The sequence below is a fragment of the Haloferula sp. genome (genome assembly GCF_049672945.1).
GTDB lineage: Bacteria > Verrucomicrobiota > Verrucomicrobiia > Verrucomicrobiales > Akkermansiaceae > Haloferula.
The window spans coordinates 17,972-43,699 of sequence record NZ_JBATWY010000039.1 but is presented as its reverse complement, the minus strand read 5'-3'; the positions used below and the strand labels follow the sequence as shown (position 1 = coordinate 43,699).

General features: G+C 55.5%; 25 protein-coding genes and 1 pseudogene. 7 read left to right on the top strand and 19 right to left on the bottom strand.

Going from position 1 to position 25,728, the window contains the following annotated elements:
* Positions 1-12: 12 nt before the first annotated feature.
* The 3 genes and pseudogenes from WBG04_RS03435 to WBG04_RS03425 all read right to left on the bottom strand — a co-directional run.
* A pseudogene (locus WBG04_RS03435) lies at positions 13-111 on the bottom strand (YHS domain-containing protein); the annotation flags it as partial.
* Positions 108-2,516: a glycoside hydrolase family 15 protein gene (locus WBG04_RS03430; protein ID WP_424312961.1), complete on the bottom strand. Its 2,409-nt coding sequence runs from the start codon at positions 2,514-2,516 to the stop codon at positions 108-110. The gene WBG04_RS03430 and the pseudogene WBG04_RS03435, both read right to left, overlap by 4 nt.
* A gap of 270 nt (positions 2,517-2,786) precedes the next feature.
* Entirely contained in the window at positions 2,787-3,302 is a 516-nt protein-coding gene (locus tag WBG04_RS03425; protein WP_424312960.1) for a hypothetical protein, read from the bottom strand.
* Between the two features lie 445 nt (positions 3,303-3,747).
* On the opposite strand from WBG04_RS03425, the gene WBG04_RS03420 reads away from it, so the two are divergent.
* Together WBG04_RS03420 and WBG04_RS03415 are read left to right on the top strand one after the other, a co-directional pair.
* Complete coding sequence (locus tag WBG04_RS03420) at positions 3,748-4,761, top strand: hypothetical protein (protein ID WP_424312959.1); 1,014 nt, start codon at positions 3,748-3,750, stop codon at positions 4,759-4,761.
* A gap of 11 nt (positions 4,762-4,772) precedes the next feature.
* Positions 4,773-6,383 (top strand): glycogen synthase, encoded by a 1,611-nt coding sequence (locus WBG04_RS03415; RefSeq protein WP_424312958.1) that lies wholly within the window; start codon positions 4,773-4,775, stop codon positions 6,381-6,383.
* A 64-nt stretch (positions 6,384-6,447) separates the two neighbouring features.
* Here the strand turns inward: WBG04_RS03415 and WBG04_RS03410 are convergent, their stop codons facing one another.
* The 16 genes from WBG04_RS03410 to WBG04_RS03335 all read right to left on the bottom strand — a co-directional run bounded on the left by WBG04_RS03410 (position 6,448) and on the right by WBG04_RS03335 (position 20,318).
* Positions 6,448-6,669, bottom strand: coding sequence for a hypothetical protein (locus WBG04_RS03410; RefSeq protein WP_424312957.1), 222 nt, complete (start codon positions 6,667-6,669; stop codon positions 6,448-6,450).
* A gap of 360 nt (positions 6,670-7,029) precedes the next feature.
* Positions 7,030-7,380: a DUF1622 domain-containing protein gene (locus tag WBG04_RS03405; RefSeq protein ID WP_424312956.1), complete on the bottom strand. Its 351-nt coding sequence runs from the start codon at positions 7,378-7,380 to the stop codon at positions 7,030-7,032.
* Positions 7,381-7,393: 13 nt separating this feature from the next.
* Positions 7,394-8,227 carry a hypothetical protein gene (locus tag WBG04_RS03400; RefSeq protein ID WP_424312955.1) on the bottom strand — a complete coding sequence of 278 codons (834 nt, stop codon included), beginning with the start codon at positions 8,225-8,227 and terminating at the stop codon, positions 7,394-7,396.
* Positions 8,224-8,967 carry a hypothetical protein gene (locus WBG04_RS03395; protein WP_424312954.1) on the bottom strand — a complete coding sequence of 248 codons (744 nt, stop codon included), beginning with the start codon at positions 8,965-8,967 and terminating at the stop codon, positions 8,224-8,226. Before WBG04_RS03395 ends, WBG04_RS03400 begins: the two co-directional genes overlap by 4 nt.
* 3 nt (positions 8,968-8,970) lie before the next feature.
* Positions 8,971-10,113 (bottom strand): 2Fe-2S iron-sulfur cluster-binding protein, encoded by a 1,143-nt coding sequence (locus WBG04_RS03390; protein ID WP_424312953.1) that lies wholly within the window; start codon positions 10,111-10,113, stop codon positions 8,971-8,973.
* A 58-nt stretch (positions 10,114-10,171) separates the two neighbouring features.
* Positions 10,172-10,942 (bottom strand): hypothetical protein, encoded by a 771-nt coding sequence (locus WBG04_RS03385; protein WP_424312952.1) that lies wholly within the window; start codon positions 10,940-10,942, stop codon positions 10,172-10,174.
* A gap of 44 nt (positions 10,943-10,986) precedes the next feature.
* A complete protein-coding gene (locus WBG04_RS03380) occupies positions 10,987-12,282 on the bottom strand; it encodes a Glu/Leu/Phe/Val family dehydrogenase (RefSeq protein WP_424312951.1) in 1,296 nt (431 codons plus the stop codon).
* A gap of 223 nt (positions 12,283-12,505) precedes the next feature.
* On the bottom strand, positions 12,506-13,105 hold the full coding sequence (locus WBG04_RS03375) for a hypothetical protein (RefSeq protein WP_424312950.1): 600 nt from the start codon (positions 13,103-13,105) through the stop codon (positions 12,506-12,508).
* Positions 13,105-13,398: a glycogen-binding domain-containing protein gene (locus WBG04_RS03370; RefSeq protein WP_424312949.1), complete on the bottom strand. Its 294-nt coding sequence runs from the start codon at positions 13,396-13,398 to the stop codon at positions 13,105-13,107. The genes WBG04_RS03375 and WBG04_RS03370 overlap by 1 nt, the downstream gene beginning before the upstream one ends.
* Positions 13,399-13,422: 24 nt before the next feature.
* Positions 13,423-14,388, bottom strand: coding sequence for a Spy/CpxP family protein refolding chaperone (locus WBG04_RS03365; RefSeq protein ID WP_424312948.1), 966 nt, complete (start codon positions 14,386-14,388; stop codon positions 13,423-13,425).
* 1,344 nt (positions 14,389-15,732) lie between these two features.
* A complete protein-coding gene (locus tag WBG04_RS03360) occupies positions 15,733-15,930 on the bottom strand; it encodes a helix-turn-helix domain-containing protein (protein ID WP_424312947.1) in 198 nt (65 codons plus the stop codon).
* Positions 15,927-16,085 (bottom strand): hypothetical protein, encoded by a 159-nt coding sequence (locus WBG04_RS03355; RefSeq protein WP_424312946.1) that lies wholly within the window; start codon positions 16,083-16,085, stop codon positions 15,927-15,929. The genes WBG04_RS03360 and WBG04_RS03355 overlap by 4 nt, the downstream gene beginning before the upstream one ends.
* 144 nt (positions 16,086-16,229) lie before the next feature.
* Entirely contained in the window at positions 16,230-17,120 is an 891-nt protein-coding gene (locus tag WBG04_RS03350; protein WP_424312945.1) for a helix-turn-helix domain-containing protein, read from the bottom strand.
* Positions 17,117-17,989, bottom strand: a complete 873-nt coding sequence (locus tag WBG04_RS03345) for a class I SAM-dependent methyltransferase (protein ID WP_424312944.1) — start codon at positions 17,987-17,989, stop codon at positions 17,117-17,119. Before WBG04_RS03345 ends, WBG04_RS03350 begins: the two co-directional genes overlap by 4 nt.
* A 176-nt stretch (positions 17,990-18,165) precedes the next feature.
* Positions 18,166-18,534, bottom strand: coding sequence for a hypothetical protein (locus tag WBG04_RS03340; protein ID WP_424312943.1), 369 nt, complete (start codon positions 18,532-18,534; stop codon positions 18,166-18,168).
* 413 nt (positions 18,535-18,947) lie between these two features.
* Entirely contained in the window at positions 18,948-20,318 is a 1,371-nt protein-coding gene (locus tag WBG04_RS03335) for a ferredoxin reductase family protein (protein ID WP_424312942.1), read from the bottom strand.
* Positions 20,319-20,491: 173 nt separating this feature from the next.
* Between WBG04_RS03335 and WBG04_RS03330 the strand changes: the two genes are divergently transcribed.
* The 5 genes from WBG04_RS03330 (at position 20,492) to WBG04_RS03310 (ending at position 25,691) form a co-directional block, all read left to right on the top strand.
* Complete coding sequence (locus WBG04_RS03330) at positions 20,492-20,947, top strand: hypothetical protein (RefSeq protein WP_424312941.1); 456 nt, start codon at positions 20,492-20,494, stop codon at positions 20,945-20,947.
* Positions 20,948-21,117: 170 nt separating this feature from the next.
* The gene (locus WBG04_RS03325) at positions 21,118-21,489 is read left to right on the top strand and encodes a hypothetical protein (protein WP_424312940.1); all 372 of its coding nucleotides are present in this window, start codon (positions 21,118-21,120) and stop codon (positions 21,487-21,489) included.
* Between the two features lie 157 nt (positions 21,490-21,646).
* Positions 21,647-21,916, top strand: coding sequence for a hypothetical protein (locus tag WBG04_RS03320; RefSeq protein ID WP_424312939.1), 270 nt, complete (start codon positions 21,647-21,649; stop codon positions 21,914-21,916).
* 192 nt (positions 21,917-22,108) lie between these two features.
* Positions 22,109-23,380 carry a TolC family protein gene (locus WBG04_RS03315; protein WP_424312938.1) on the top strand — a complete coding sequence of 424 codons (1,272 nt, stop codon included), beginning with the start codon at positions 22,109-22,111 and terminating at the stop codon, positions 23,378-23,380.
* Between the two features lie 46 nt (positions 23,381-23,426).
* Positions 23,427-25,691, top strand: a complete 2,265-nt coding sequence (locus WBG04_RS03310) for an efflux RND transporter periplasmic adaptor subunit (protein ID WP_424312937.1) — start codon at positions 23,427-23,429, stop codon at positions 25,689-25,691.
* Positions 25,692-25,728 lie beyond the last annotated feature (37 nt).

Here is a 25,728-nt window from a genome sequence, read left to right as displayed (position 1 = left end):
GAACTGGGCCTTGCATTGGGCGCTACAGAAATGAAATACCTTACCGTCCCGAACTACGCTCGGTGCGGTGTCGGGGTCCACGGTCATACCGCAAATGGGATCTTTTGTCATGATGATGGGTCCGATCGGTTCTCGCTGGCCGATTCTGAGCGCTGGATAGCAACCTCGAAATCGGTCTCCTCCCAGTGATCGGAAAGCAGGATCGCAAAGCTAACGCTGGAACCTTCGGACAGCTCAGAAGTCGGAAGATCAGCAAACCAACATCCCAAACCGGTGTCTGTGGTTTCGAGATAGTCCGCAGAGATCCAGTCGTTAGTGCTCCATTGGATTTTCGCCGGGTGGTCGGTAACAATCCGCAGCGTCTTGCCCGGTGAAATTCGCTGCAATCGATGGGCGAGAGTCCAGACTTCGATTTGGCTTCCGATCTTGTTTTTTACATAGCGCTGGAACGCCGGTTCGATGCGGTCGAAGACGACGCCGTTCTTGCGGCTGTGAACGAGACTCAGATATTCCGCGTGTGACCAACAAAGGGGCATCGCCGCACCTGTCGGCCCACCCCGGTGCATGGAGGCATGCGGGAGGTCATCGGCATCCCAAACTTGTTCGGGTAGCATGCCTCCGGCATTGGCGAATTTCTCCAGAGTCTCGATAAAGGGCAGCGGGTCATTCCCGGCGGCGAGTTCGTAGTGGCCACGCTCTCCCGTGAGAATTGGCCAGCAGCGGCCTACTCCTGTCCCATCATAAGCGCTGCCGTCGTCCTTCTGGCCATAGCCGTCGAAATTGTAGCGTCTCCATCCGGGACCTTGAGGTAGTTCGCGTTTGATGACGTGGTCGATGACGGCGAGTGAATCGACGATCACTGGATCATCCGCGGCGCGAATCCCGAGTCTTACCAAATGGAGAAAGTCCCCACCGACGATGTCGCGCGCCGGGTGATGGCCGCCGCCATTGGCCAACTCGATCATGGCTTGATCGGCGTCGGGAGATGCGATCGGATCCTCCGGATCAGCCGGGGTGATGCGGATGTAGTGCCGCGGCTTGCCCTCAAGTTGTTGTCCTCGGGTGGTCGCAGTCCATTCTTCTAGATGGCTTGAAAGCCAGTCGGCATGATCGAGTAAAATGCGTGCGGCGATGTCATCATTGCGGTCTTTAGCGAAATCAGCGGCGCAAACAAGTCCCCCAATGATGAAGGCGAGAGTCGAGGGTGAGTAGCCGGATTGTTCCTCCCATCGGTCCTGTGAAGTCACCGGTCCGTTGAGGATCAGATAACAGGCTGCACGGGATACCAGCGTCCAAGGATCGAATCCGCGCATCGCATCGGCACGACGGACGCGCCATGCGAGAAGAATTGGAGCGGCCACTTGGTCGAGCTGGACTCCCCGCCAATGGGCCTTGCCTCCGATCGAACTGTTCTGGGGAAGGCACCCATCCTCGGACTGGACACAAGCTAGCCATGCAAGAGCCCGTAGGGGCGTTTCCCGATGTCCGCAGGCGAGCAGTGAAGTCACCGTCTGCACCATATCCCGAGTCCATACCAGATGGTATCCTCCACGGTCGCTGTCATCTTTCGTCTCGCCCCAAGGGATGCTTAACGAAGCAACGAAGGAGCCTTGAAAGATCTTGTCCTCATGCGCTAGCAGGATGCATTGGCTCAAGCGTAGCAGTGAGCCGCCATCCGTAGTCTGGTCACGTGGATCGAGACCGGTGTCGGCACGCTTCCATTGCTCCACATACTTCTTTCGCTGTGCGGGGAATGGGATGGCGAGGGACTGGACGAGGTGGGCGCAGGCGCTCTGGGGGGTGTGTCCGAAAGCGACTCCGATGGTGAACTCGTCACCCTCAGTCAAATCGACTTCGCCCATGAGTGCGATGTTTCCGTTTTCCGCCTGCGGGAGTTCCCAATCCATCTGGAAATTGTCCATGAGATCCTGCCAGCCGTCGCTGGTTCCGACGTAGCCGACCGAGCGGCGCTTGAAACTGGGAAGGCATCCGAATGACATGTCGATGTCCACGCGTTGGGCTTCGATGAACTTCCGTCCTGCCAGATTGCAACACCACGCCGAGTTGTCCTTGCCTGTCCCCTTTATATGTGGAGCGAGAAGCGCGTAGAGGTGAAGTTTGCCACAGAGAGCCTCGTCCATGATCTCCAGCTTGCAGTTCATCAGCAGTACCGGCGCGTGGGGGTCTCCGATGATTTCCTTGATAAGTCGGTAGCGGCCTCCGGCGTCCGTGCTGGTGATGCGATAGAGCAGTGATCCAGGTTCGGGGTATTCGAGCTGGTGGCTCAAATCGCGCTTCTCCTCGTGGCAAAACGTCTCGCCGTCGGTGATGAGGAATTGCAGGTCACGGGTGTTAGGCGAGTCCACATGGGGGAAATAGATCTCGTTGACGATGCCGTGGCTGAGGGTGAACCAAAGCGTGGAGCTGCTCTGGTAGGCGGTGCCGATGCCTTCCTTCGCACTGGACGTCCAGCGAGGCGGCACGCCAGGTTCTCCGAATGCATTGGGGGTGGACATGATTTTGTTGAAAAAAATAGATTTGGATATGGATGACAGCGCCCACCTCCCCCCGGGGGCGGGCGCTGCATCCGACTAGAGGCAATAAGCGCCTCAATAGCTTAGACACCCTCGACGCTGGAAACCCTTAAAGAATCCTTGGAATCTTTGCCGGGTGGGTGGCGGGAACATGATATGCGGTATTGAGCAGCTTGACGCGGGTGAACCCGAATTGGTCCTTGAAAGCAAGGCCTTCCTCTGCGCCCGGGAGATGAGCGTGGTATACAGGGACTACTTTTCTTCTCCGTGTTCTTTGTGCTCGTCGCCCTTCTTATGCTCGCCGTGTTCCCCGTCCATCATGGTGCCGCTGCCGGCTTTTGTCGCCGTGCAGAACATGGCGTCATCTCCACAATGGGAACAGACGTGCTTCACTTCGGCGTGCTTGCCCTCGCCCTTGCCGGTTGCGACGACCACGACGTCACCGTCACAGGCGACGCATTTCATTTTCTCGCCGACCGTCATCATTTTGACGTGGGCGTTGTCATCGGTCACTTTCTGCACGATCACGTATTTGCACTTCGAGCAGGTCATGGCCATGGAGTCACCGGGCTTGAGCGCTTCCGCCTGTGCCTGGGTCAGAATGTGATCCATGCGCATCTTGTCATGCGATTTCCCGTGCATCTCATTGGTATGTTCCTGTGCGAGAGCTGTTCCGGAGAATCCCAGCGCGAACGCGGCTGCTAAACCGAGGGTGATCTTGCGGCCGAGGTTGGTTATTCCGAATTGCGTCTTTCTGTTGTTTTTCATAATGGATTGTTAGTGTTGATTGTAGGTGAGACTTTTTTGTCTAAGGATGGATCAGAGCGTTGATCTACAGTTGTAGGCGGCTCCTACGCTCTTCTTTGTGGTGGGAGGTCAGCGTTGTGGTTTGGCAGCGGGCTCCGAAAGCAGAGGGGTAGACATAACTTTGGTGAATAAATACGATTTGGATGACATTACCCGTCTCCTCCCAAAGACGGGCGCCGCATCCGAGTAGAGGCAACAAAGGCCTCAAGTCCTTAAACACTCTCAACGGAGTAAACCCTTGGATAATCTCAGGGTTCGTGATTTAGGAACAAACCGAAGGGTTTATGGGTGCGCGTTTTTTCGGAACCATGGAGCAATTTCCCAGATCAATGCAGAAGTCTCAAGGGGGGAGAGGGTGCTTGGTGTTTGTCGCTGTGGGAATCATCCCGAAAACACTATAATGCAGATGAAAACAATACTGAATAGCGGACTGGTCTTGGTCCTCGCAATGGCCTCGCTAGGCGCGGAGGAAACACAAGAATCCCAGATCGACCTTGAGGCGCGTAAGGCGACAATTCCGATCGTCGAGGAGCGGGTAAAGGAACGGGAAAATCAGGTCAGTAAGATTGCCCACGACATTCTCGGGCTCCATCAACAGCTTGATGAGAAACTGGAGAGCGTGGTCGAACATCTGTCCGGAATCAAGGACTCAGAGCGCTCTGGATACCGTGTGGGAAAGCTCAAGATGGCGGCGATCGAGCAGCTCCAGAATACGATTGATACCTTCCGTACTAAGCGGGCGGCCTTGGTCGCGGAGTTGCAATCGGGAAGGACGGGTTTGTCACCCGAGATGGTGGACGCTGAAGTCGAGCATCTAGATTCCCATGTCGAGAAGCACATCGCTCAAATGCTCAAATTGTCAAAATCGTTCACTCAAGATGAGAACGTCCAGAAATTTGAAACGGTTGGCGGTGGTGGCTACTATGACTCCGGATATGGATGGTATGAGGATACCGTTGAGATCACTGACGAGTGGAAGCAGAACCGGCGCGACCGGAGTATGGATAGGAAACAGCGTGACGCCGTGGTCGGAGCGTTGAAGGAATCCATCGAGCACTGCGAGGGAAGGGTCGGTGCATTGCGTGACAATCTCAAGAGAGGAAGGCTGTCCGAAGCCGAGCGCGAAGTCGTCCAGCAGGAATTGGACTCGCATCTAGGCATGCTGAAGACCCGGCGTGAGCAAGTGGACGGCTTGCTTATTGTTGAAGATCCCAATACGGTCGAGGTCAGCCGCGATGTGGCAAGGGATATGGAAGAGGCCCTTGGAGATCTGGTGGATGATATGCAGCGGGACCTTCGTTTGATTGTGCTCAAGCATTCTCAGCTGAACCGGGAGCAATCCAAGTTGCAGGCGCTCAAGGAAAACCTGGAAGCCCGAAAGGCATGGATCGAGGAGTATGAGGAGAGCGAAAACAAGTGAGCCGGTGCGCCATGTCGTTATCGAGCAAAAAGCCAGCCCTTGAAGAAGGGATGACGGGATCGTCTGTCGATGTCGCCGACGACAGTAGGGTCGGAGAGAGACCGCATGATCGAGAGGGCGACCGACAACGAAGGTTGCGCGTGCTGATCGTCACGCCGGAGATCACGGCCCTGCCGGACTGTCTGGCAAAACCGTCTCCCAGGATTGTGGCAAAGGGCGGGGGACTGGCCGACGTGGCCGCGTCGCTCGTCGAAGGGCTCGATCTGAAGAACGTTGATGTGCATGTGGCGCTTCCCCACTACCGCCGAATGTTCGGTGTCGAGCTTTGCTCGTTCGAGTGTGACGATTTGAGGAATTACAAACGGAAGCTTGGGGATGCCAGAGTCCACTTGGCCGAGGACCGGAGCTTCTACTATCGAGACCGGGTATATAGCTATCAGCAGCAGGAAAACCCGGATGCCTCATTGGCTTTTCAGCGCGAGGTCATCAATCACATTCTGCCCCAGGTCGAACCGGACATCGTCCATTGCCACGACTGGATGACAGGACTTGTCCCGGCGGCTGCCCGGCGGATGGGAATCCCGAGTGTATTCACTCTGCACAACATCCACACGGAGAGGATTCGCCTGGCGCACATGGAACACCTCGGCATTGATGCGGCCGAGTTCTGGCAATCACTCTACTACGAGCGCTACCCTGAAAATTACGAAGAATCGCGCGACCATAATCGAGTGGACCTGCTAGCCAGCGGAATCCTGGCATCGGACTACGTGAATACCGTTAGCCCGACCTTCCTTGATGAAATGATTCACGGTTCTCAGGGGGAGCTGCCCGTTGCAGTTAGGGAACGTCTGGCAAGCATGCGCGAGAGTGGTTCGGCTCGTGGTATCCTGAATGCACCGCATCCGTCCTATAATCCAGCTTCTGATCCTGCTTTGGTGAAAGCTTATGATCCGACGACGGCGATGGAAGGAAAGAGAGCGAACAAGATCGCCTTTCAGGAACGGGTCGGCCTTTCGGTGAATCCCGACGCTCCTCTCTATTTCTGGCCATCTCGTTTGGATCCGGTGCAGAAGGGTTGCCAGCTTCTAACTGAGATACTCCATGAAATGGTCGTCGCTCATGCGGATAACGGATTGCAGATCGCAGTGGTCGCAGATGGACCGTTTCAGAAACACTTCCATGAGATCGTGAATATGCTCGGGCTACATGACCGGGTTGCTGTTCGTGACTTCGACGAGAATCTCTCAAGGCTCGGTTATGCCGCTTCGGACTTCACGCTGATGCCGTCGCTCTTCGAGCCCTGCGGCCTGGCGCAGATGGTCGCGATGCTCTACGGGTCGCTACCGGTGGTTCACTGTACCGGTGGACTCCGGGATTCCGTATCGCACCTGGTTCCGGGTGGAGGTGAGGGAAATGGTTTTGTTTTCGAAACCTTCGACAGCGGAGGGCTCCGCTGGGCGCTTGAGCGATCGATGGACTACTTCCGTTGCGATGCTACATGGCGGTCCGGTGAGACGGCCCGAGTCATGATGGAGAGCGGTGATAGGTTCCGCTCCGATAGGATGATCGCTGAATACAAGAGGATCTACCAGCAGATCGCCGCGAAGCAGAGATCCTAAGTTAGGAGCCGCTTCCTTCAGCTACTGAGCACCGGAGGCGCAATGTCATCCGATTAAGATTCTCCTAATTTGGCGGATTGGGGTGATGAAGCGTTTCGTTGGCCGACTTCATAACGGCGTAGTAGCCAGGCTTCTTCTGGAAGGTTTCGAGGCAAAGCGGGCAACACAAAGCAAAGGACTTGCCTTCGTGTTCGAGGTGAGAGTAGCCCCGTCCGCCAGCAACGGATTTCCCGCAGACAACACAGGTTTCGCCACAATTTGAGTCGGAGATGAAAGGATCTGTCATTGATAGGGGAGGGTAAGTTCTATCCCGCTGATGGCAACCGGGAATGGTCCACGATTAAGGTAAGTCGCTTCAGTGCTTGAAATGGCTGACTTGCCGATCTAGTGGTGCAAGCGATGTTGGACCAGATGTCTTGTCCTTGGTTTTGAGTCTTGAGCGAAGCAACTGTATGCATTTTTGACTGCAAGCGACGTGGTACTGGTCGCCGAACATAAGCCAACTACATTCGCTTATAGAGTGGATGCGACGATCGCAGACTTCGCAGTGGACTCGTCGAGGTTCTGAGTTTGAAACATGTATAGGAGTCATGGGATTCGCTTTAGTGTGACACACCGAAGTGCCTTGAAACCCTTGGATGACCTATTAGTTCGGATCGCGTTGGACGCTTGCTTTTTGCCACGGCCAGCGACCGTCAATTTCGAGTTGCATGGAGAAGCTGAGAAAGGTCCGGATCAGGACAAGGAGACCGAGCACCGCGACGTTTTCCATGGTCGGGGCAACGACGACGGTGCGGATGATGTCGCCGGCGACAAGGAACTCCAGTGCGAGAAGGATGGCTCGGCCGAAGTCTTCGCGGAACTGCTTGTAGCCCGAGCCGCTGCGGCGCAGCAGCAGGCGAACTAGGGCGACAATCGCACCGATCACGATGATCAGCACGCCGACGGCATCCACGCCGGTGCCGATGATGTCCATGATGTGGCGGAAGTGTTCCATGAAGTATGGGGAATCAATGATGCTTGTACCAACCAACCCCCTTGATGTCCGGCCATGAGGTGGTTTGGTGGCAAGTGTAGCACTCGCTGACCTTGGCGTGGGGTTTTCCGGCGACAGTCGCGGAGATCATTTTGAAATGCATCATGTAGTGGCTCGGGGGTGCCTGATGGCATTGGGAGCAGTCTTTTGAGTTCGATGAAGGGTGGCGGAACTCGGGGAGGTTCCAACGGGTGGCTTCGTGGCAGGATGAGCAGTCGCTGCCGAAGAGACCGAAATGCTGATCGTCGTTTTGATGGCAGCTCGCGCAGTTGAGGGTGCGTTCGTTGGCGGTCAGCATCGGATGGACGAAATCAGATGCCGGTGCTGCGGTGCCGGCGGTGCTTTTGCCGGCTCCTGCATGCTTGAGCCAGGCCAGTAGGGCGGCGGATTCGCTGCCGTCGCTTGCGGACTCTTCGAGATTTTTCCGCCCAATGACAGCAAGAACGTCGTGGTCCATGTTGGTCATCTCGGCATGACGCCCGCGATGTTCACTATGACAGTCCCGGCAGTTTCCGATGTCAGCGTGAAAGGCAGTGGGTTGCCGCTGGAGGATGCTGTCGTCATTGGCGTGGCAGACAATGCAGTTGGTGGCCTCGGCACCTTTCCCTGGAGTGTGGCAGGCGCTGCAGTTGTGGTCGAGAAAGGCGTGGGCCGTGGAGAGTGTGCCGGGATTGGCCATGCGCTGCCATGCGGCGGTGCTTCCCAGGCCCTGCCTGCCGCCTTCGCCATGATCGGTGGTGAAATAGACGGCGGCGGCGATGGTTGCGAGGACGGCGATGGCGAAGAGGAATGCTTTTTTAAGTTTCATGATAACCACCTAAGTCCGAAATGAAATCCCGCCCAGATGTGAAGGCCGAGCAGCACGTAAAGGAGGATAGAGAGAACGATATGCAGCTTCAGCGAATAGGAGAACCAGCGTTTGAAGAGTTCATCGGTGCGAATCGCGAATTCCAAGTCCGCCACGGAATCGGCGAGGCGCGTGACTTCGCCCGCCGGACCGCCCGGTGAGAGATCGATGCCCAGCGAACCCAAACCTGCCGCGAGGAGGCGCGACTTTGGAAGGGCTTTCGCTTCCGCTGGGGAGTTTTCGAGCACTCCCCACGCGCTGTCGAGATCGCCGCGGGCGGTCTGGAGCAGGAGAAGCTTGTCCTTCATATCATGCGCGACGTAGGTGGTGAGATAGCGAAGGGCGAAGCCGCTGACGACGCAGAGCAGCATTACTGCGGTCAGCGTGATCCCGAGCCAACTCTCGAACTTGTGGCCGGTGTGGATGATCGCGAGCAGGGGGCCAAAGATGCCCGCATAGACATGCCAGGTCATCATGGTCTGCAGTGAAACGCGTTTTGTGACCCGATCACGGATAAAGGCAATGCGCTTCACGAAGGGATAGGCAAGCGGGATGAGCATGAGCACGGCACCGGCGATCCCGAATGCCGAACCCAGGCCACTACCCGCAAAGTCCGGCGAGCTGTGGAAAAGAAAGCCGAGCCAAGTTAACAGCAGAAGGGCGAGAACACTGCTGAGAATGAGACGTTCACGTTCTTTCATAATTTATGCCTCTACGGTGACCTCGGTCGTGGGTTTTGCCTGACAGGCGAGGATGATTCCATCGGCCTTATCGTCATCGTCGAGCGCGTCCTGCACCTCCTGGTCCACCTCGCCGGCGGTCATCTTTACCTTGCAGATTCCGCAGGTGCCGACGCGGCAGGAGAATTGGATTTCGACGCCGAGGTCCTCAGCAATTTCCAACACGGTTTGACCAGGATGACTTTTCGCCGACTTGTTATTCTTGGAAAATGTCACCAGCGGGCCGCTGGCTTCGGTGGAGGGTTTGGCGGTGGTTCCAGCGGCAGCCGGGCTGGGTTTTGGCGTGCCGAAGGCTTCGGTTTTCACCTGCTCCGAAGGAACGTCCAGCTCGTCGAGGAGAGCTTTTGTTCCATCCATCATCGGGATCGGGCCGCAGATGTGGATTCGACGCGATGTAAGATCGGGAACGGTCTCTGCGAGCCATTCTTTGGTAATGCGACCCCGATGCCCTTTCCACTCACCTTCTTCGGCACGGGACATCGCGATCGCTACATGTAGCTTTGGGTTACGCTTTTCGAGTTCCGCGATCTCTTTTGAAAAAATATAGTCTTCCGGGGTGCGGCAGGCATAGATGAAGTAGATGTCTCCGGGCCAGGACTGCTCGGTGAGATAGCGGCTGATGCTCATCATGGGCGTGATGCCGACCCCGCCGGAGATGAGGACGATGCTGTCCGCTTCTTCTCCGGTAAACGTGAACATCCCGACCGGGCCGCCGGCCTCGATCAGGTCGTCTTTTCTGAGCAAATCAACGATGTGACGGGAGACCGCACCCCGTGGCTCGCGCCGCACGGTTAGATCGAGGTATTCGCGCTCGTGCGGTGAGGAGGAGATGGAGTAGGAGCGATTCATCCTCCCGCCGCCGATCCAGAACGCGACGTTGAGGAACTGGCCGGGCACGTAGGTAAAAGGCAGGTAGCGCTCGCCGGAGGCAGGCACGAGCCGAATCGTTTTCACGTTCGGTGTTTCGATGATCACGCTTTCCACGCGAAGCTGCCCGCGCCAATTCTTGGTCAAAGGTGGCGTTGTCTTCGGATTGGAATCGGCAGGCCGTGGGTCTTTTTCGTCTTCCTCAGACGACGTGGCTTTCTCGGAAATTGATTTGCTCATATCGGTGTGGCCTCGATCAGTTGGTGGCCGCAAAAGGTTTGTCTTCCTCCGGTGCTTTTTACTTTGCTGGCTTTCCTCCGGCGAGTTCCGGGGCAGAGCCGGGAGGCGGGGGTCCTTTGCCTGCCTCGATCCGACCGAAGAGCGCTGCCGCGCGGCGCATCTTGAAGAAATACATGGCAAGCATCGCGAGCGCGAATGCGACAAGCAACACCATCGTAAAGAGGTGAAATGGCGTGATGCCGAACAGCCCGGACTCCATCGACGTGGTGCCGGGCGGGAGAAGATTCATCTCACGCTTGAACCACTGGAGTGCGACATTGTTCGGAGCCTTGCCTTCGGCCAAAGCGCGACGTGCGGCGAGTCCGCTATCGAGCTGGGCGAGTCCTTCCCGGATGGTGGCAACGGCTTCCTGCATCGCGGCATGGTTTTCCGTGGCGTTGCCCTGCGACAGGGCGTCGAGTCCTTTACCCATGAGCGCAGTGCCGGAGGCGACTCTCTCATCCGCTTGCGCCTCGACCTCGATGCGCTTCTCGGGCGTGAGTTCAGGGAGGCTCATCAGCGTCGGATAGAGATCTTTCGGCTTGGGTGCGCCCATCTTTTCCATCATCCCGCCCATGCCGCCTTTGCCTCCCATCATCCCGCCGCCAGCTCCGGCTGGCGGGCCGCCCTTGCCCCCCATCATGCCTCCCATACCCGAGCCTTCTTGAGAATCACCCCCATTCGGGCTTGTAGCCTCACCGGGGTGGTGGCTTGCATGCTCTTCTGGAGTCTGCGCAACGGTTGGATGCGCAGTGACTAATAGGGTAGCAAGAATGATCAGATGTTTCAAAATGGTGTGGAAGGTGAGGAGATTACTTATGGTCCGACGCTTCATTAATGGCTGAAGTAGCTGTAGGTCCCTTGGGAGTCGACGGCCGCATCGATACGCTCAAGTGCGTGTACGTAGGCTGCGGTGCGGAAAGTCATTTCGCCGCCATTCATTCGGGAGTAGATCGCTTTGAAGGCGGCCGACATGCTTATGAAAAGACGATCACGAACTTCATCGAGTGACCAGCGGTCGCCTGAGCGATTTTGGAGCCATTCGAAGTAACTGACTGTCACTCCACCGGCGTTGGCGAGGATGTCGGGGACGATCAAGGTTCCTTTAGAATTCAGAATCTGGTCTGCTTCGGGTTGGGTGGGGCCATTGGCGACTTCGACGATGACTGGGGCCTTGATTCGGTCCGCGTTCTCGACCGTAAGCTGGTTCTCCAAGGCGGCTGGTATCAGGACATCGACATCCAGCTCCAACAGCTCTGAGTTGGTGATTCGTCGCGTACCCTCATTCTCGCAGGGACTACAGGTGGAAACCGAGCACTCGCAGTAGACGCCCGAAAGTGATCGTGTTCGGTTCTTTTCTTCGATAATTCTCGGAATCTCGAGCCCTGATTCCCGATAGGCGGCACCATGAGAATCACTGATTGCCACAATACGGTAGCCGTCCCGATGGAGCAGGCTGGCGACGTGTTGGCCAGCGTTGCCGAATCCCTGAATGGCGACGCGGATTTCCGATGGGCTCCAGTCTCTAATCTTTTCGAGTTGCTTGATACAGTGATAGGCACCTCGGCCGGTTGCTTCCTCCCGCCCGAGGCTTCCGCCTAGTGGCACAGGCTTCCCGGTGATCACGGCAGGTAGCTTCTGGTGGTGAATTTTCGAATATTCATCCACCATCCAACCCATGATGGTCGGGTTGGTGTAGACATCGGGTGCAGGAATGTCGGTGTCCGGTCCGATAAATCCGGCAAGTTGCTGGATGAAACCACGACTGAGGCGTTCCAACTCCAATTTGGACAGGTTCTTTGGATCAACGGTGATGCCCCCTTTTGCACCTCCGAATGGTATCCCGACAGCGGCACATTTGCAGGTCATCCAGAATGCTAGCGATTTGACTTCACCGAGGTCTACTTGGGGATGGTAGCGGAGTCCTCCTTTGGTCGGGCCAAGAACATCATTATGGCGGACTCGATAGCCCTTGAAAATCTTTAACGAACCGTCATCCATCCGCACAGGTACTGACACCTGAAAAATGGCCATTGGATGGCGGAGGCGCTGGAGTGTTTCGGGGTCGATTTGGCAGTGCTTGGAAGCTTCTTCTAAGCGGCTTAGGGCAGATTGAAAAATATCGGGCATAGAAATTTTAAAAGTGGGGAGGCATCATGGTGAAACTCCTGCTGTCTGGTTCGTAGTGCCATGCTTGTTCCTAAAGCGGTCTGGGCAGGCGTGGTTCATATTACTTCCCGGCGTCCAACACCAAAATTTGTCGCTGAAGAACCTGTCTTCGTGACGACTCAGAGGAAGCTCCGAGATGATCCTCAATTCGCTGGATTTAGGATTTTTCATCGATTTCAATTAGTCATGGGCCGGTCGGATTCGGCAATTTGGTTGTCGCCTGTTTTTCTGTAAGTAGTTGCTGCTGTTGGTCGGTCAAAACCTCTACCGCCTCTGCAACTGCGTGGATAAATGCCAGCCTTCTTGCGCTCCGAAGTTTTTCTATCTCCCTTACTTTCTCGGCAATAAATCTATCGTTGGGTTGGTTCTCTGAAGTAAGAAGCCAAAGCTGGTGTTCTTCATATTCGATATTCAGGTCTGCGGAAGACTGTGATGACGATGACCGCGCCCTAATAAGAAAGAGTGCGTATATCTGTTCTGCACTAAGCGTGAGTTTGGCTTGGTGGTCCAAGAAGAAATTCTTCGATCCAATATGATAGAGGCTGTAGATCTTGGTTTCCGTTTTGTGAATAGGTAAGCTAATCTCGGCTTTGCCGAGTGACTTTCGGATACCCATGAACGTTGCCTTTGAAGGGGCATCTCTACATTGATGGCCCTCGTAATCTTGAAAAGGGTTTTGGGCAACAGTCGTGCTGGTGGTTAGTACAGCCAGAACCCCCAAAGCCAATTTTGGGATAATCAGCTTTCTGGTCGGTTCGTTTGATCTGGCTGCACAGAGAATCATCAGCTGACTTCAATGAATCGGTTCATCGTTCCCATCTCGTTGGCGCAGCATTTTTTGCAGCCCTTGTATTCGTGCTCGCATCCGGGTTCGCAACACCACTGACCATCGACAATGAATTTGAATTCGTAGCGTCCTGGTGCGAGGTCGAGTCTGGTGCTCCACTTCCCGTTGGTGGCAAACTTCAACGGAATGGACTCGGGATTCCAATCGTTGAAAGTACCGGCCAAGAAAACTGATTTGGCTTTAAGGGCTATGCAGGAGAATTCGACCTTCTTTGTGTTGTTCTTTTTCATAGGGATATAGGTGTGATGATGAGATTACATTCCTTCCATCGCCGGGGTGGGTGGGGCGAATCCTGTGAGGCTCTGACGCTGTTCGTCGGTGAGAAGCTTTGCGGCCTCGCCGACCGAACGGATGAATGCGACCCGTTTTTCCGCCATGCTTTTCGCGATCTCCTCCGCCTTGGCTTCGATGGCGGCGATGTCCGGTTGGTCAACGGACGTCAGAACCCAGAGTTCCTCTTCGGCACTTTCAATAGAGCGATCCGAGGCACTTCCCGCTAAGGCAGATTGCTCCTTGATCCGATTAAGCGCGGCGGTCTGCTCGGTGGTGAGCAAGATATGCGACCCGTGATCTAGGAAGAAGTCAGTGGACCCAAGGTGATAAAGGTGGGACGCACCCGGGAAGCCGGGCAGTGCTGAGCCGGGAAGACCGTTCTGCATACTTCCCGACATCGGTCCCATGCCCATCATTCCAGCCTTCTTCATCTTATCCATTTGCATCATGCCCATGCCGGACATGCCACCCATGGATCCTCCCTCCATTTTCATCATTCCCATGTCTCCCATCATGCCCATGCCCTGACCGGCTCCGCCCATGTTCATTTCGCCGCCGGAGGGGGTAGCGGAAGCCGTGCCCATGGATCCTCCGCCCATTTTCATCATACCCATTTTGTCCATTTTTCCCATGGTTGGGCTGGAGTCCGTCATTCCACTCATTTTGGCGTCCTGGGCCGGTGCAGGCATGGCCATTTCGTTGGAGTTCGCAGACGGGGCGTTCTTCTTTGGAAGCGCCGCCTCCAGTTGTGCGACTTTCTCCCGCATGGCGGCGAGATCATGCGTCAACTCTGGATCGCCCGCCTGGGTATCCGTAGTAGATTGATGGGCGGTTGGGTCCGCCGCGACATGGGCAGCGTGTTCGGCGGGATCGACTTGTGGAGCGGCTGTCAATGCCAACGTCGAAGCAAACGCGACAAGCCCGGTTAAAGTGAGTAATGGTTTCATAATTTTGGTAATTCAGGATTTGGTGACAGGGTGACTGATGGGGCAGGAGAAGCCCTGTTTGCTACAGATCGAGCAGCGGTGCTGGAGTTTTCCCTCTTTGAAAAGCGTTGTCAGGGCACCTTGGCAGCCAGGACAACTATGGCTTTTATGAACAAGGGGCTCATAGGTCCCGTCGTCGTATACTTTGCTATCCAGCAGTACAGTTTCGCAGTCAGGGCATACCGTTGCGTTGGAGCTGTTACTCGACGTTGCACAACTGGCAAGTAAGGTGGCGAGGATCACCGAAATTATTATAGAAGCATTCTTTTTCATGGTGCAATGATTGTAGATTGGAATCCTTTTAGAACTCACAGATAACGCGGGTCTCCAGACTGGATTCGTGTAACCTTGGACCAACGAACGCATGGTCCGCCAATCATCCTTGGTGAATGAATCCGCAGTTTTTCAGATCGATCCCGGAGTCTCTTCAGTTTGCGCAGTATCAATCTTCCTTACGAGGTGCTGTGCGTGGACGAATGTTTCAGCACAGCGGGGGCAACATAGGTTGATCCGACGATCGTTGATGGTTTGACAATACGCATCATCTTTGATGAGGCTCTCGCATACTACGCAACGGCATGCATCCATTGGAGCGAGATGGCCACTGCACAGATCGCCAAGACCAGGAGGAGATTCGACAACGGATTCAGCGATGAGAGATATGGCTGAATTCTCCAAGGATGCAAATCCTTCGCCGAGTCCGAAGACACTAAGCTTCTTTCCCAAGTCGATTTCTAAGGAACCCCTCTTGAAAGAAAGATAGGATGAATCTCCAAGCCCGATACTTCCATCGGCGACTTTTAGGATCGCGGAGCGTGCCGAGAGCCTGCGGCCATCCCCGTGACAATCTCGAAGATGAATTTGGAGCGACATCAGAAGCGAAGAATTTGCAAGAAGGAGACTGCGGTTGATCGCGGCAGCCTCCCCACCACAATACAGGACTTATGGTGTTTTAGTACTTGTCTGAAATGCCCCGCTCTCTCGGCCTGCTTGGTCTCGACCCCTCGGTCATATGATCATCAGCCATCGGTTGGGACTTTCCTGGAACTCCCATTCGGTGCGTGCCTCCACCGGATCCGGTATTTGAGCACGAGCTGGCGGAGAGACCGAAGGCGAGGTAGCCGAGTGCTGCAACGGCAATTGTGATGTACTTTTTCATATTGTTTTTAGTTCGTAGTTGTCGGTATTCGTTGAATCCAGAAGGCTGGGAGCCTTCCGTAGCGAATTTTCCGATATGGCCAGATTAGCTTTGAGATCCCGGATTCGCTCCGCATTTTCCCAGAACCGATGAGCGCTTTCCCGGTTCTAAGACGATCCTCCGCTTTCCCGGACTTCGCTGGCCGTCATGCCGGCGTATCGCTTGAAGGCGCGGTTGAACTGGGAGAGCGATTGGAATCCGACTTCGCAGACCACTTCACTGACGCGAGCGGTGGGAATGAAGCGAGGATCCAGCGACGGAAGTTCGTCGCATATGCTTCTCTGCCTACCTTGTCTTGGGATCATCGGTCGTGGGCGTCATCGGGCATGGTGTGGGTTCTTCCCGGCGCGCCCATTTGATGATTGCCTCCACCGGAATCATAGTCGGCACACGAGCTGATGGACAGGCTGAACCCAATAAGGCCAAGGGCTGCGACGGCGGTAACGATTCGTTTTTTCATAGTGTTATGTTTTAGTGGTTTGATTGGAGCTGTCCCTGGTTTCGCGATTGCGGGACCAATGAGCGGACCAACTCTCTCAAGCTATAGGCGACTCCATGCCCTACGCTCCGCATTTTTTCAGAAGTCTCCGGCAATTCTCCGGAATCAGAAAACGGCACTCTCTTCGCGCAACTCGGAGGGGGTCATTCCCGCGTATTTCTTGAATGCGCGGTTGAACTGGGAGAGAGATTGGAAACCAACTTCGAAGGCTACCTCACTGATGCGCACATCCGGTTTTTGGAGCATATTCTTGGCTTTCTCGATACGGACACGGGCCACGTATTCGACGAAGTTGATGCCGGTGGCCTTCTTGAAAATGTCGCTAAAATAGCCTGCGCTGACGTTGACCTTGGCGGCGATCATTCCCAATGAAAGCTCATCCTGGTATTGAAGGTTGATGATCTCTCTGGCTCGCTTCACCGATAAGGGCTCCTTCTGTTTCTGCTTTAGGACCAATTGACTGCCGCAAAGCCCCAGATGCTGGGCAAAGACGGTTAGAAGGCGGACCATCGACTCATATTGATCACGAGTGAGGACCCTAGTCGCGAACCACGCTTCTTCGGCCTGCTTGAGGTCGATGTCTGTGCCTAGGCTCAGGAGTTCTTTTGATATTCGGCTGAACTTCGCCTTGTCCGGCCGATCGATGAGAACGTGGCCGGTGTGAAGGAACGCGACAAGTTTGTGACCGACGCGTACGGGGACCGCTGTCTCGCACAGGCCAGCAAAGCACTTCAAGGTTCTGGGTTCAAGTTGGGCCGATTCTTCGAGACGTTGCTGAAGTGCATAGCATGCGGCGCAGGAGACGTTCGACTTCGCCATCAGGGCACAGAAGGGGGCTGACTTCGGGACTTTCCTAAGGTGGAAGGCGTTCGCTCCGGGTGCATCCAGAGTCAGGGGCAGGCCGGTTGCTTTACTGAAGGCATCGTGGTAATCCCGGTAGATTCTGGACTTCGATAGAATGTCGGAAGTCGCGCTATGTTCTGGTTCCTCTTTCATGCCGATGGGGGACGTTGGGAGCCGGGATATTCGGCGAGAAGATTGATCCAGCGCTCGCCGGCAACAAAGGTCTCGTGCATAAAGCGGATTCGGTATCCCGAGGCTCGAAATAGGTAAGGATAGTTGTGGGAGAACGAGAACTCGGCAGCATAGACGTGAGACATCCGGTCGATCTCGATTTCATGGTCCGTAGCGATGTTTTCCGTAATGGCAAAAGCGACGGGACCTCCGCCCTTCCGAGCTTGATCGAGCAGAGAAGTGAGTTCGTCCGGTGTGAAGCATTCAAAGACGCCTCCGTTTGTTAGAAACACGATTCCGTCGGTGGATTCGTTGGCGATCCATTCCACGGCGTCGGCGGTGTGGAATTTCAGAGAAGCATCATGACGAATCCTGTTTTTCTCGATCTCCACATGGCTCAGATCGAGACCGATGTAGTGGTCGAAAACAGGCAAATGGCGACGATAGTAGTCGAGGACCATGCCATTACCGCATCCGATTTCACATAGGGATTGGTAGGCGGGATCTGACAAGGCAAGTCGCTCGATTTCTGGCATCAAACGGACGTCGCGGAGGAGAAAGTGGTTCTCGAAGCGATGGGCAAAAACTTCGTGGAAGTTCAAACCGGCGTCCACCGACCAGTAGTCCTTCAAGTAGCGACCAAGGGTTGTGAAGTCGCGTTTTCTCAAGGCCTCATAGTAAAGACCGTTTCGGAGCAGGCGGTGGAATGGACTCCAATCCTTGGAATAGGGTGCAGCGTCGATCAAGTCGGCATCAAACCGCCGTGTCTGAAGCAGAGCGGTGCCAATTAGAAAGCGGAGCTGCTTGCCCAGCGGGAAATCGGTAAGGCGGCGTTTAAGGGTGGGGCTCATGCGACGGGAACGAAGGAGGATAGGTGTCGAACACCGCCGAGCTGCCCAACCCTTGAAAATATTCCGTCGCGCTTGCTTGTCCCTCAGACGAGAACAGGGCGACCCAAGAGCCTTACGCTCTCGAATCGCCCTGCGAGTCTCGACCCTGAAAAGTCAAATATCGAGGAAGCTCGCTGCTAGTGTCCGTTCCTGCTGTGGCTATTGCCGTGCGAGTTTCCGCCATGCCCGCCGGTGCTGTATCCACCGCCTCGGGTATATCCGCGATGTCCATTGTTGTGGTTGTATCCACCTCGACGAGCATGATGGATTGGAGCGGGGCGGTGCCCGTAGTGTCTATCGATCACGTGACCGTGTTGATTACGGTACTGGTAGTTTGTGCGATGATCGCTTTGGTGGCCGCGAATGACATGACCAACCTCGTGCCGAATGCTGTCTGTTACAGCGTGGGCGAAGGAACGTTCTTGGTCTCGGGCATTTGCCGAAGTTGCGGCGAGTAGGCCGAAGCTCAAGGTGGCAAGAAAAGGGGTGAACGGATTCGATTTCATATTGTGATAATGCTTAGGTTACTGTTCTGCGATCTTCGATGATCGCAGCCCCTGAGACGAATCACCATGGAATCTATTCAGTTATATAGGAAACTTTCAGATCGTTGGCATTGGGAATCGATTGCGGCTTTCATCTCTAACAATGGAGTTTCATGGAATGTTGAAAGACTTTGTAACTCGTTAGAGTCGGTAACGATCAATGGGAATGCGTGTGATGTTCGCCATGGCTCGCATCAGATTCTTTGGCCGGCGAACGGGATTCTTTCACGTTTTCGCCATGGCTATCCGAGTCGCCTTTAGGTTGCGGCACTAAGGCGCAAACGACGGCTACAAGAATCGCGAGGATCGCGATGAAGATTGCGGATCGGTCAATGGTTGCGAATCGGTGCATGAGGACGGGGATTGCGATGATTTTAGTAGGAAAAGGCTTCGAGATGAATGCGCGTCTTGGGAACTCCCAAGTCTAGGATAATTCCGGAGATTTCGGACATCATTCCGGGTGGTGCGCAGAGATAAACGCCGGTTTTAGTCAGATCGTTCGGAAGGCTGGCCGCGATCATCTCTCGGTTGATGTGGCCTGTTTCCCCGTTCCAGCCGCCCGCTAGGTCCGGGTGGCTAAGCACGTGAATGACTTCAAGTCGAGGGGCGCCGCTTTCGGCGATCTCGTCAAGCTCGCGATGGAAGACGATGTCTTCGGCGGCTGTGTTTCCATACAGAAGGGTCACGCTGAGGTCCTCTCGATGCGTGCTCCGCATGTGACGGAGCATGCTCATCAGGGGAGTGATGCCTATTCCACCGGCGATGAAAATGAGATGCGTTTCTGCTGGATGAAGGACGTATGAAAAACGCCCGAACGGGCCGTCGATGGCGAAGCGGTCTCCTTCCTGAATCTTCGGAATCTTCGCAGTGAAGTCACCCGAACACTTTATCGAAGAAGCAAAGTGCCGCCGCTCGGTTGGACATGAAGAGATGGTGAATGGATGTTCTTCATGGGGGATGTCAACGATCGCGTCGACCGCACGGAGAAAGTGAAACTGACCCGGCAAAAACTCGGCCACCGGACCTCCCTCGTCCGGTTCCAGGACGATGGTTGCTACTTCGTGCGATTCCCCTTTTGTGGAGCGAACCCGATAGAGGTGTCTCTTCAAGTTTCGTGGACGAAGCCCTCGGTGCCAGATCTGGGCACCCACGGCCGTGGTCGCCAATGCGATCCAGTAGGCCTTCATGGCCGGAGAACCGAGAGAGCCCCCGCCGCTCCAGCTGTGGGTGAAAGCAAGGACCAGAACGACAGCTGCGATCACGAGGTGGAGCTGCCGCCATGATTCGTATTTCAAATCGATGGAGCGACGGAAGATCGTGACAGCGACCTGCGTGGCCACCAGAAGAAGTGCGATTCGACCGAACCAGATGAACCAGGGAACCTCGATCTTATAGAGGAGTTCGGGGCCGGACTCACCAAGCGCGAGAAGGAGCGGATGAATGATCAGGAAGAGTCCTGCCCACATGCCCATCCGGCGATGAAAGCGAAGTACTGCATCGAGGCCAAATGGGCGTTCGATCCATCGGATGCGCGCGGAGAGCACGAACTGCATCGCCACCATCGCGAAAGCGATCAAACCAAGGTTTTTCCCAATTCGACCGAGTGTGTCATCAGCATGACCGGCTGCCGCTCCGAGAATTCCAAGAAGCGGTGGCACTAGCAGGACCAGAGCATAGAGTCCAAGAAGGAAGAGTTTCGGAAGTGCCTTGCAGTCAGCACGGTGCGGCATTGCGGATAGGGTCATGAATTGGGGCTCCAAGAGTACAGGAGAGTTGAACACCCTGAAGGGGCTCCCCCCTTGAACTTTTGAGAGGGAGTGGCGCTACCTCAGAAGACTTTGAAGAAATCCCATTTTTTCTGAGGGGGAAGGCGGCCGTCGGTGTGTCTCCTATTGTAGCCGCTTGAAGTTCTGACCGAATGGAATGGTTAGACCCGGGTCGCTGCGGAAATCTAGAAACTGAAAAACAGATGAAAACTATGTTAAAAGCATTCACCGGCCTGCTGCTTGCAGTAGGGCTCGCCACCACTGCATCGGCCCAGCGCGCCAATAATGCGCTGCCGTTCCCAAAGAGTCCCCTTAAATCCGCAAGTTCTCAAGAAGAGATCCAGAAGATGAAGAAGGGAAACCGCTACATGCAAGTTTGCATGGAGTGTCAGTCAGTAACCGTCAAGGAAGTCGCCGATGACAAGGAAGTCGAGGCTCTCTGTCACGATGGAGGGCCGATTCACTGCCCATCCTGCAAGAAGAAGGTGAAGGTCAAGAGGGTTGGACCTCCTGGGAAGGGAACTGCTCCCAGAACCAAGCGTGAGATCATTTACGTGAACGAAGAAGGCAAGGAATGCATGTTCATCGTTCCGATCAAGGAAGAATAAGGAAGAGTCTTCAGGGGAGGTCCGTCCGGTTCGGGGCATGCTCCGACCGGGCGGATCATTGTCGTTAGCCCGATCAACGAGCGCCACTGGCTAAGGGCTTAGGTTTCCTAGCCTTGACGATCCGACAAGAGATTTACTACTACTGCACCGGGCCGTGCGCTCAAGATTCCTTGAATCCATTCCGTTTCATCATTTCGACGTTGCTGGCGCTTTTGATCGCCAGTCCGTTGTGTTGCTGTTCCTCCGAGACCTCCGCCTCGGCCGGGCGCGGCTCGTGCTGTGCGGTTGAAGCCGACCAAGAAGGGAAGGGGAGTGAAGAGAAGACGCCGCATTCCTGTGCCTGTAAGTCTAAGGAGCCAAAGTCCGAAGCTAAGACCCTAGAAATTCCCAGCGACATGGCGCTCTTGCTTGAGCCAGTGGTTCAGGATCTTACCTATGCGAACCTCAAGCTTGCCGTGAAATCGGTGATTTATGGGGCACCGCGCACAGACTGTGATCCGCCCAAGTGGTTGTTAGTAAGTTACTCTCGCTGGCTGATCTAAAGGTTCAGTTCTTTAGCCTGTCTCGCATCCATTGAGATTGTCGGGACCTTGCGCGCTCATTCGTCGCTCCCAGGCACGCGGATCCTTTTCATGGATCACGCCAGCCACTCTGCGTTTTTAACAACGTAGTTATTTGGACCAATCCAACAAAAGTATTATGAAACCAATTTTTATCTTTAGCTCCCTAGTCATCCTTTTTAGTTCCTGCTCCAAACCGGAATCGGCCAGCAACGCTTCCTCATCAGGGCAGGCAACCTCGAAACCCTACCCGCTGGATTCCTGCCTCGTCTCCGGCGAGGAACTCGGGTCGATGGGAGATCCTGTGGTGATTACCCACGAGGGACAGGACATTAAGTTCTGCTGCGACTCCTGCATTCCAAAATTCGAGAAGGACCCAGCGAAGTACCTGAGCAAGCTCGGAGAATAATCCATCCGCACCGGATTGCCGCGCTGGCTATCCGGGGACTCTCCTTCCATTCACATGAAGTCTAGCAACGACAAATTTTTCAAGGGTTTCAATCCTCAAGGGTGTTCTGACTTCGGAGCCCCACTCGGGCGAATGTTTTCAAACATGCATCAGTTAACACGGTACCTCACTCTTCTGGGTCTGATTGGGCTCATGGCATCATGTAGCACGGGAGGAAGCGGTGCTGGTGGAAAGGAAGTCTCGCTTGAGTCGCCACCACCATCGGCTGCTGTGAACTATTCGGTTTCGGGTGCTTCAGGTCCCGAGGAATTGGCGAGGCTTGCCATTCAGTACCATCCTTCCTTGATGGCTGCCCGACACCGTGCGGCCAGACTTTCCCAGAAGGCACCCCAGGACCGTGCGCTGCCTGACCCGATGATTGAAATCGCTGCAGGTTCAATGGCCGAGACCGCTGCCGGTCGGGTCGATGCCGCGGGCGGAGTGAAGCAGAAGATCCCATTTCCCGGAAAACGATCAGCTGCCGCCGCCGCTTCCGACAGTGAAGCCGCTGCTGCGACCGAAGAGGTCAAAGCGCTGGAACTAAAGCTCACCGAGCAAGTACACGCTGCGTGGTGGGATCTCTACCTCGCAGAACAAACGATCAGCATCAGCCGTGAAAGTCGTTCTGTTCTCGAAGCACTGCGCGAGGTGATCGACGCTCGCGTCGCTGCCGATCAAGCGACCCAAGCCGACCAACTTCGCCTCGCCAATGAAATCTCGTTGGTCGACCGAGACCTCGCCAACGCCGATCAACTTCGTGACACAGCCCGGGCGAGACTCAATTCACTTCTCAATCGTCCCGCCGGCTCATCCTTGCCTAGCGCGGCGAGTTCCCGGGTTCCCTCGCCGGGTTCGCTCAATGGTCTGCTAGCCCAAGCTCAATCGAGTCATCCCGAAGTCGCGGCTGCAGAGCAACGCGCCAACGCCTTCCGGCATCGACTCAAACGTGCTGAGTTGGAAAAGTATCCGGACTTCACCGCAGGCATTGCGGGAGCGGCGGTTTCCGACTCGGGACTGTCGGGAGTGGCCAATGGTCGCGACCAGGTTTACGCGACACTTGGTGTCAGCATTCCTCTTTGGCAAGAGCCACGGAAAGCCATGATTCGCGAAGCCCGTGAAGGGATTGCCGAGACCGAATCGATGATCGCCGCCACCCGCTCCGACCTTCGCTACCGCGTCGAAGATGCATGGTATCGCGCGAAGACTTCACGTGATGTCGCAAACCTATTCGAGACCCGTCTGATCCCGGATGCGAAGCAGGCTTTCGATGTCACGCTCACTGGCTACAGCGCTGAGGAAAGTTCCTACACCGATCTGATCGATACGTGGCGAGGCCTACTTGCCTACCGCCTCCAACTCGCCAGCAACCGCGCTCAAATCGGAAAAGCCACCGCTACCCTCCGCGCCGCTGCGGGAATCCGATGAGGAAACAACGCAAGTGCTCCTTACCTAACAACAACCATTTCAACCGATGAAACTTCCCGCCTTCCTTAATCATCCGCGCAAGCTATTGGTCTTTATCCTGCCGCTTGCTCTCTTTCTCGCAGGCTGGTGGTTCGGTCTACCAGGGTCTGAAAAAAATGACGGGCAGGACCATGCCGGTGCCAGCGACGAGGTTTGGACCTGCTCGATGCACCCCCAGATCCGACAGCCGAATTTCGGCCTCTGTCCGATCTGCAACATGGATCTCATCCTTCTCCAGGACGATGGAGGAGGTGGGCTTCGTGAAGTCAATGTGTCGGCCGAAGCGGCCGCGCTGCTCGATCTACGAGTCACTCCCGTTCGCCGGGCACCCGCTCAGGCTGACATCAAGCTCTTTGGAAAGATCGACTACGATGAGCGTCGAATCACCGCAGCTACTGCACGAATGGGGGGGCGGCTGGATCGGCTTTACGTCGATTTCACCGGGGCACGCGTGAGAAAGGGCGACCACCTTGCCGAGATCTATTCGCCCGATTTGTTTGTGGCGCAAAAGGAATTGATCTCCGCCAAAGCTGGCTTCGAGCGTCTCGATGCTTCCTCCTCAGCTGCCATTAAGGATACTCGCAAGCGGCTGTTGGATTCCGCCCGTGAGCGCCTCCGACTGCTTCAGCTCAGCGACGAACAGATTTTTCGCATCGAAAACAAGAGCGAGCCCAGCCCAACGCTTCAGATCGACTCACCACAGGATGGTGTTGTGGTTGATAAGCTCGTCAATGAAGGGGCCTATGTAAAAACCGGAGATGCGATCTTGCGTGTTGCAGATCTCAGCAGCGTTTGGCTACAGGTCGAGGCCTACGAAAGCGACTTGCCATGGATTCGCTATGGTCAGGATCTGGAGTTCACGGTCGATTCGATCCCGGGCGAGGTTTTCCACGGGCGTGTCGCCTTTATCGATCCCGAGCTCGACCCAATGCGTCGCATTGTTTCAGTCCGTGCCAATGTCGAGAATCCGGACGGCCTCCTTAAGCCAGGCGTCTTTGCCAAAGTTCGCATCGCCTCACGGATGACTGCGGACGGTCGCGTGATTGATCCCGAATTGATTGGAAAATGGATCAGCCCGATGCACCCGGAAATCGTGAAAGACGGCCCGGGCCAATGCGACATTTGTGGTATGGACCTTGTCCCGGCGGAATCACTCGGCTTTGTCGGTGAAGAGAGTCCGGTTCTAAATCCCTTGCTAATTCCACGAAGCGCCGTGTTGCAGACCGGTGATCGCGCCCTTGTGTATGTGCGTCTTCCCGAGGAGGAAACGCCTATTTTTGAAGGTCGCCAGATCGTGCTGGGTCCGTCGGTGGGCAGTGAATTCATCGTGCGTGAAGGATTGGCCGAGGGCGAACTGGTCGTCACTCGCGGTGCTTTCAAGCTCGATTCCGAACTTCAGATCAAAGGTCGGCCATCGATGATGAACGCCGAGGCCGGGCTCGAAGAGAGACCCGCAGGCGAGGCTCCGGAGGACTTGTCAGGACAATGGCCGTCGGTTTTGCGCTCCCTCGGGCGTTTTGAAACGGCCGCCCGTGCAGAGAACGTAACGGGCATGACCGAACAACTTCAGTCGATCCGAAAATCCGTGCAAACCGTGCGCACTGAGGCGATGCAAGCCGAGGACCTGAACTTGTGGAACGAGTTCTCTGATCAGCTGCTGGTCGATCTAACACTCGCACAGGACAAGCTCGGCAATTCGCCGTTGGTGGCTATGGGAATCGTCGGGCGCAGCATTGAAAATGCGGGTCGTCGCCTTGGGCTTCCCTACAAGGCGATTGCCACTCCGAACTCGGACCCGGTGGTTGTGGAGAATCTGAAGAAAGCGGTCGCTGCCTACCTTCCGCTCGCCAAAGCGCTGGCCGATGATGATGAAGCCGGATCAAAGGCTGCCGCTGCCTCCTTTGAAGTGACGATGGCCGGGCTGCAACTGCCTGATGCGAAGGCGCTGGGAGAGGCTGCCGGAATGCTGGCGGATGCCAATGACATCAAGTCGCGTCGCGCCGCATTCAAGCAGGTTAGCGACACGCTGATCGCCATAGTCCGGGCCCATGGCATGGATCAACTAGGTGATCTCTACGTCGTTCATTGCCCGATGGCTTTCGGCGATGGAGCCGATTGGCTCTCAGCTCTGCCAACGGTCCTCAACCCCTATTACGGTGACGCTATGCTCACATGTGGAGGCCTGAAGGACACGCTTTCCATGGGGCGCACTCCGGATACGAAGCCGTCTGAGGAGCCGGTTAAGCCTAAGCAAGATCACTCAGGCCACTAAGCATGACTACGGTTCACTTCATACTTCTCACTTGGCA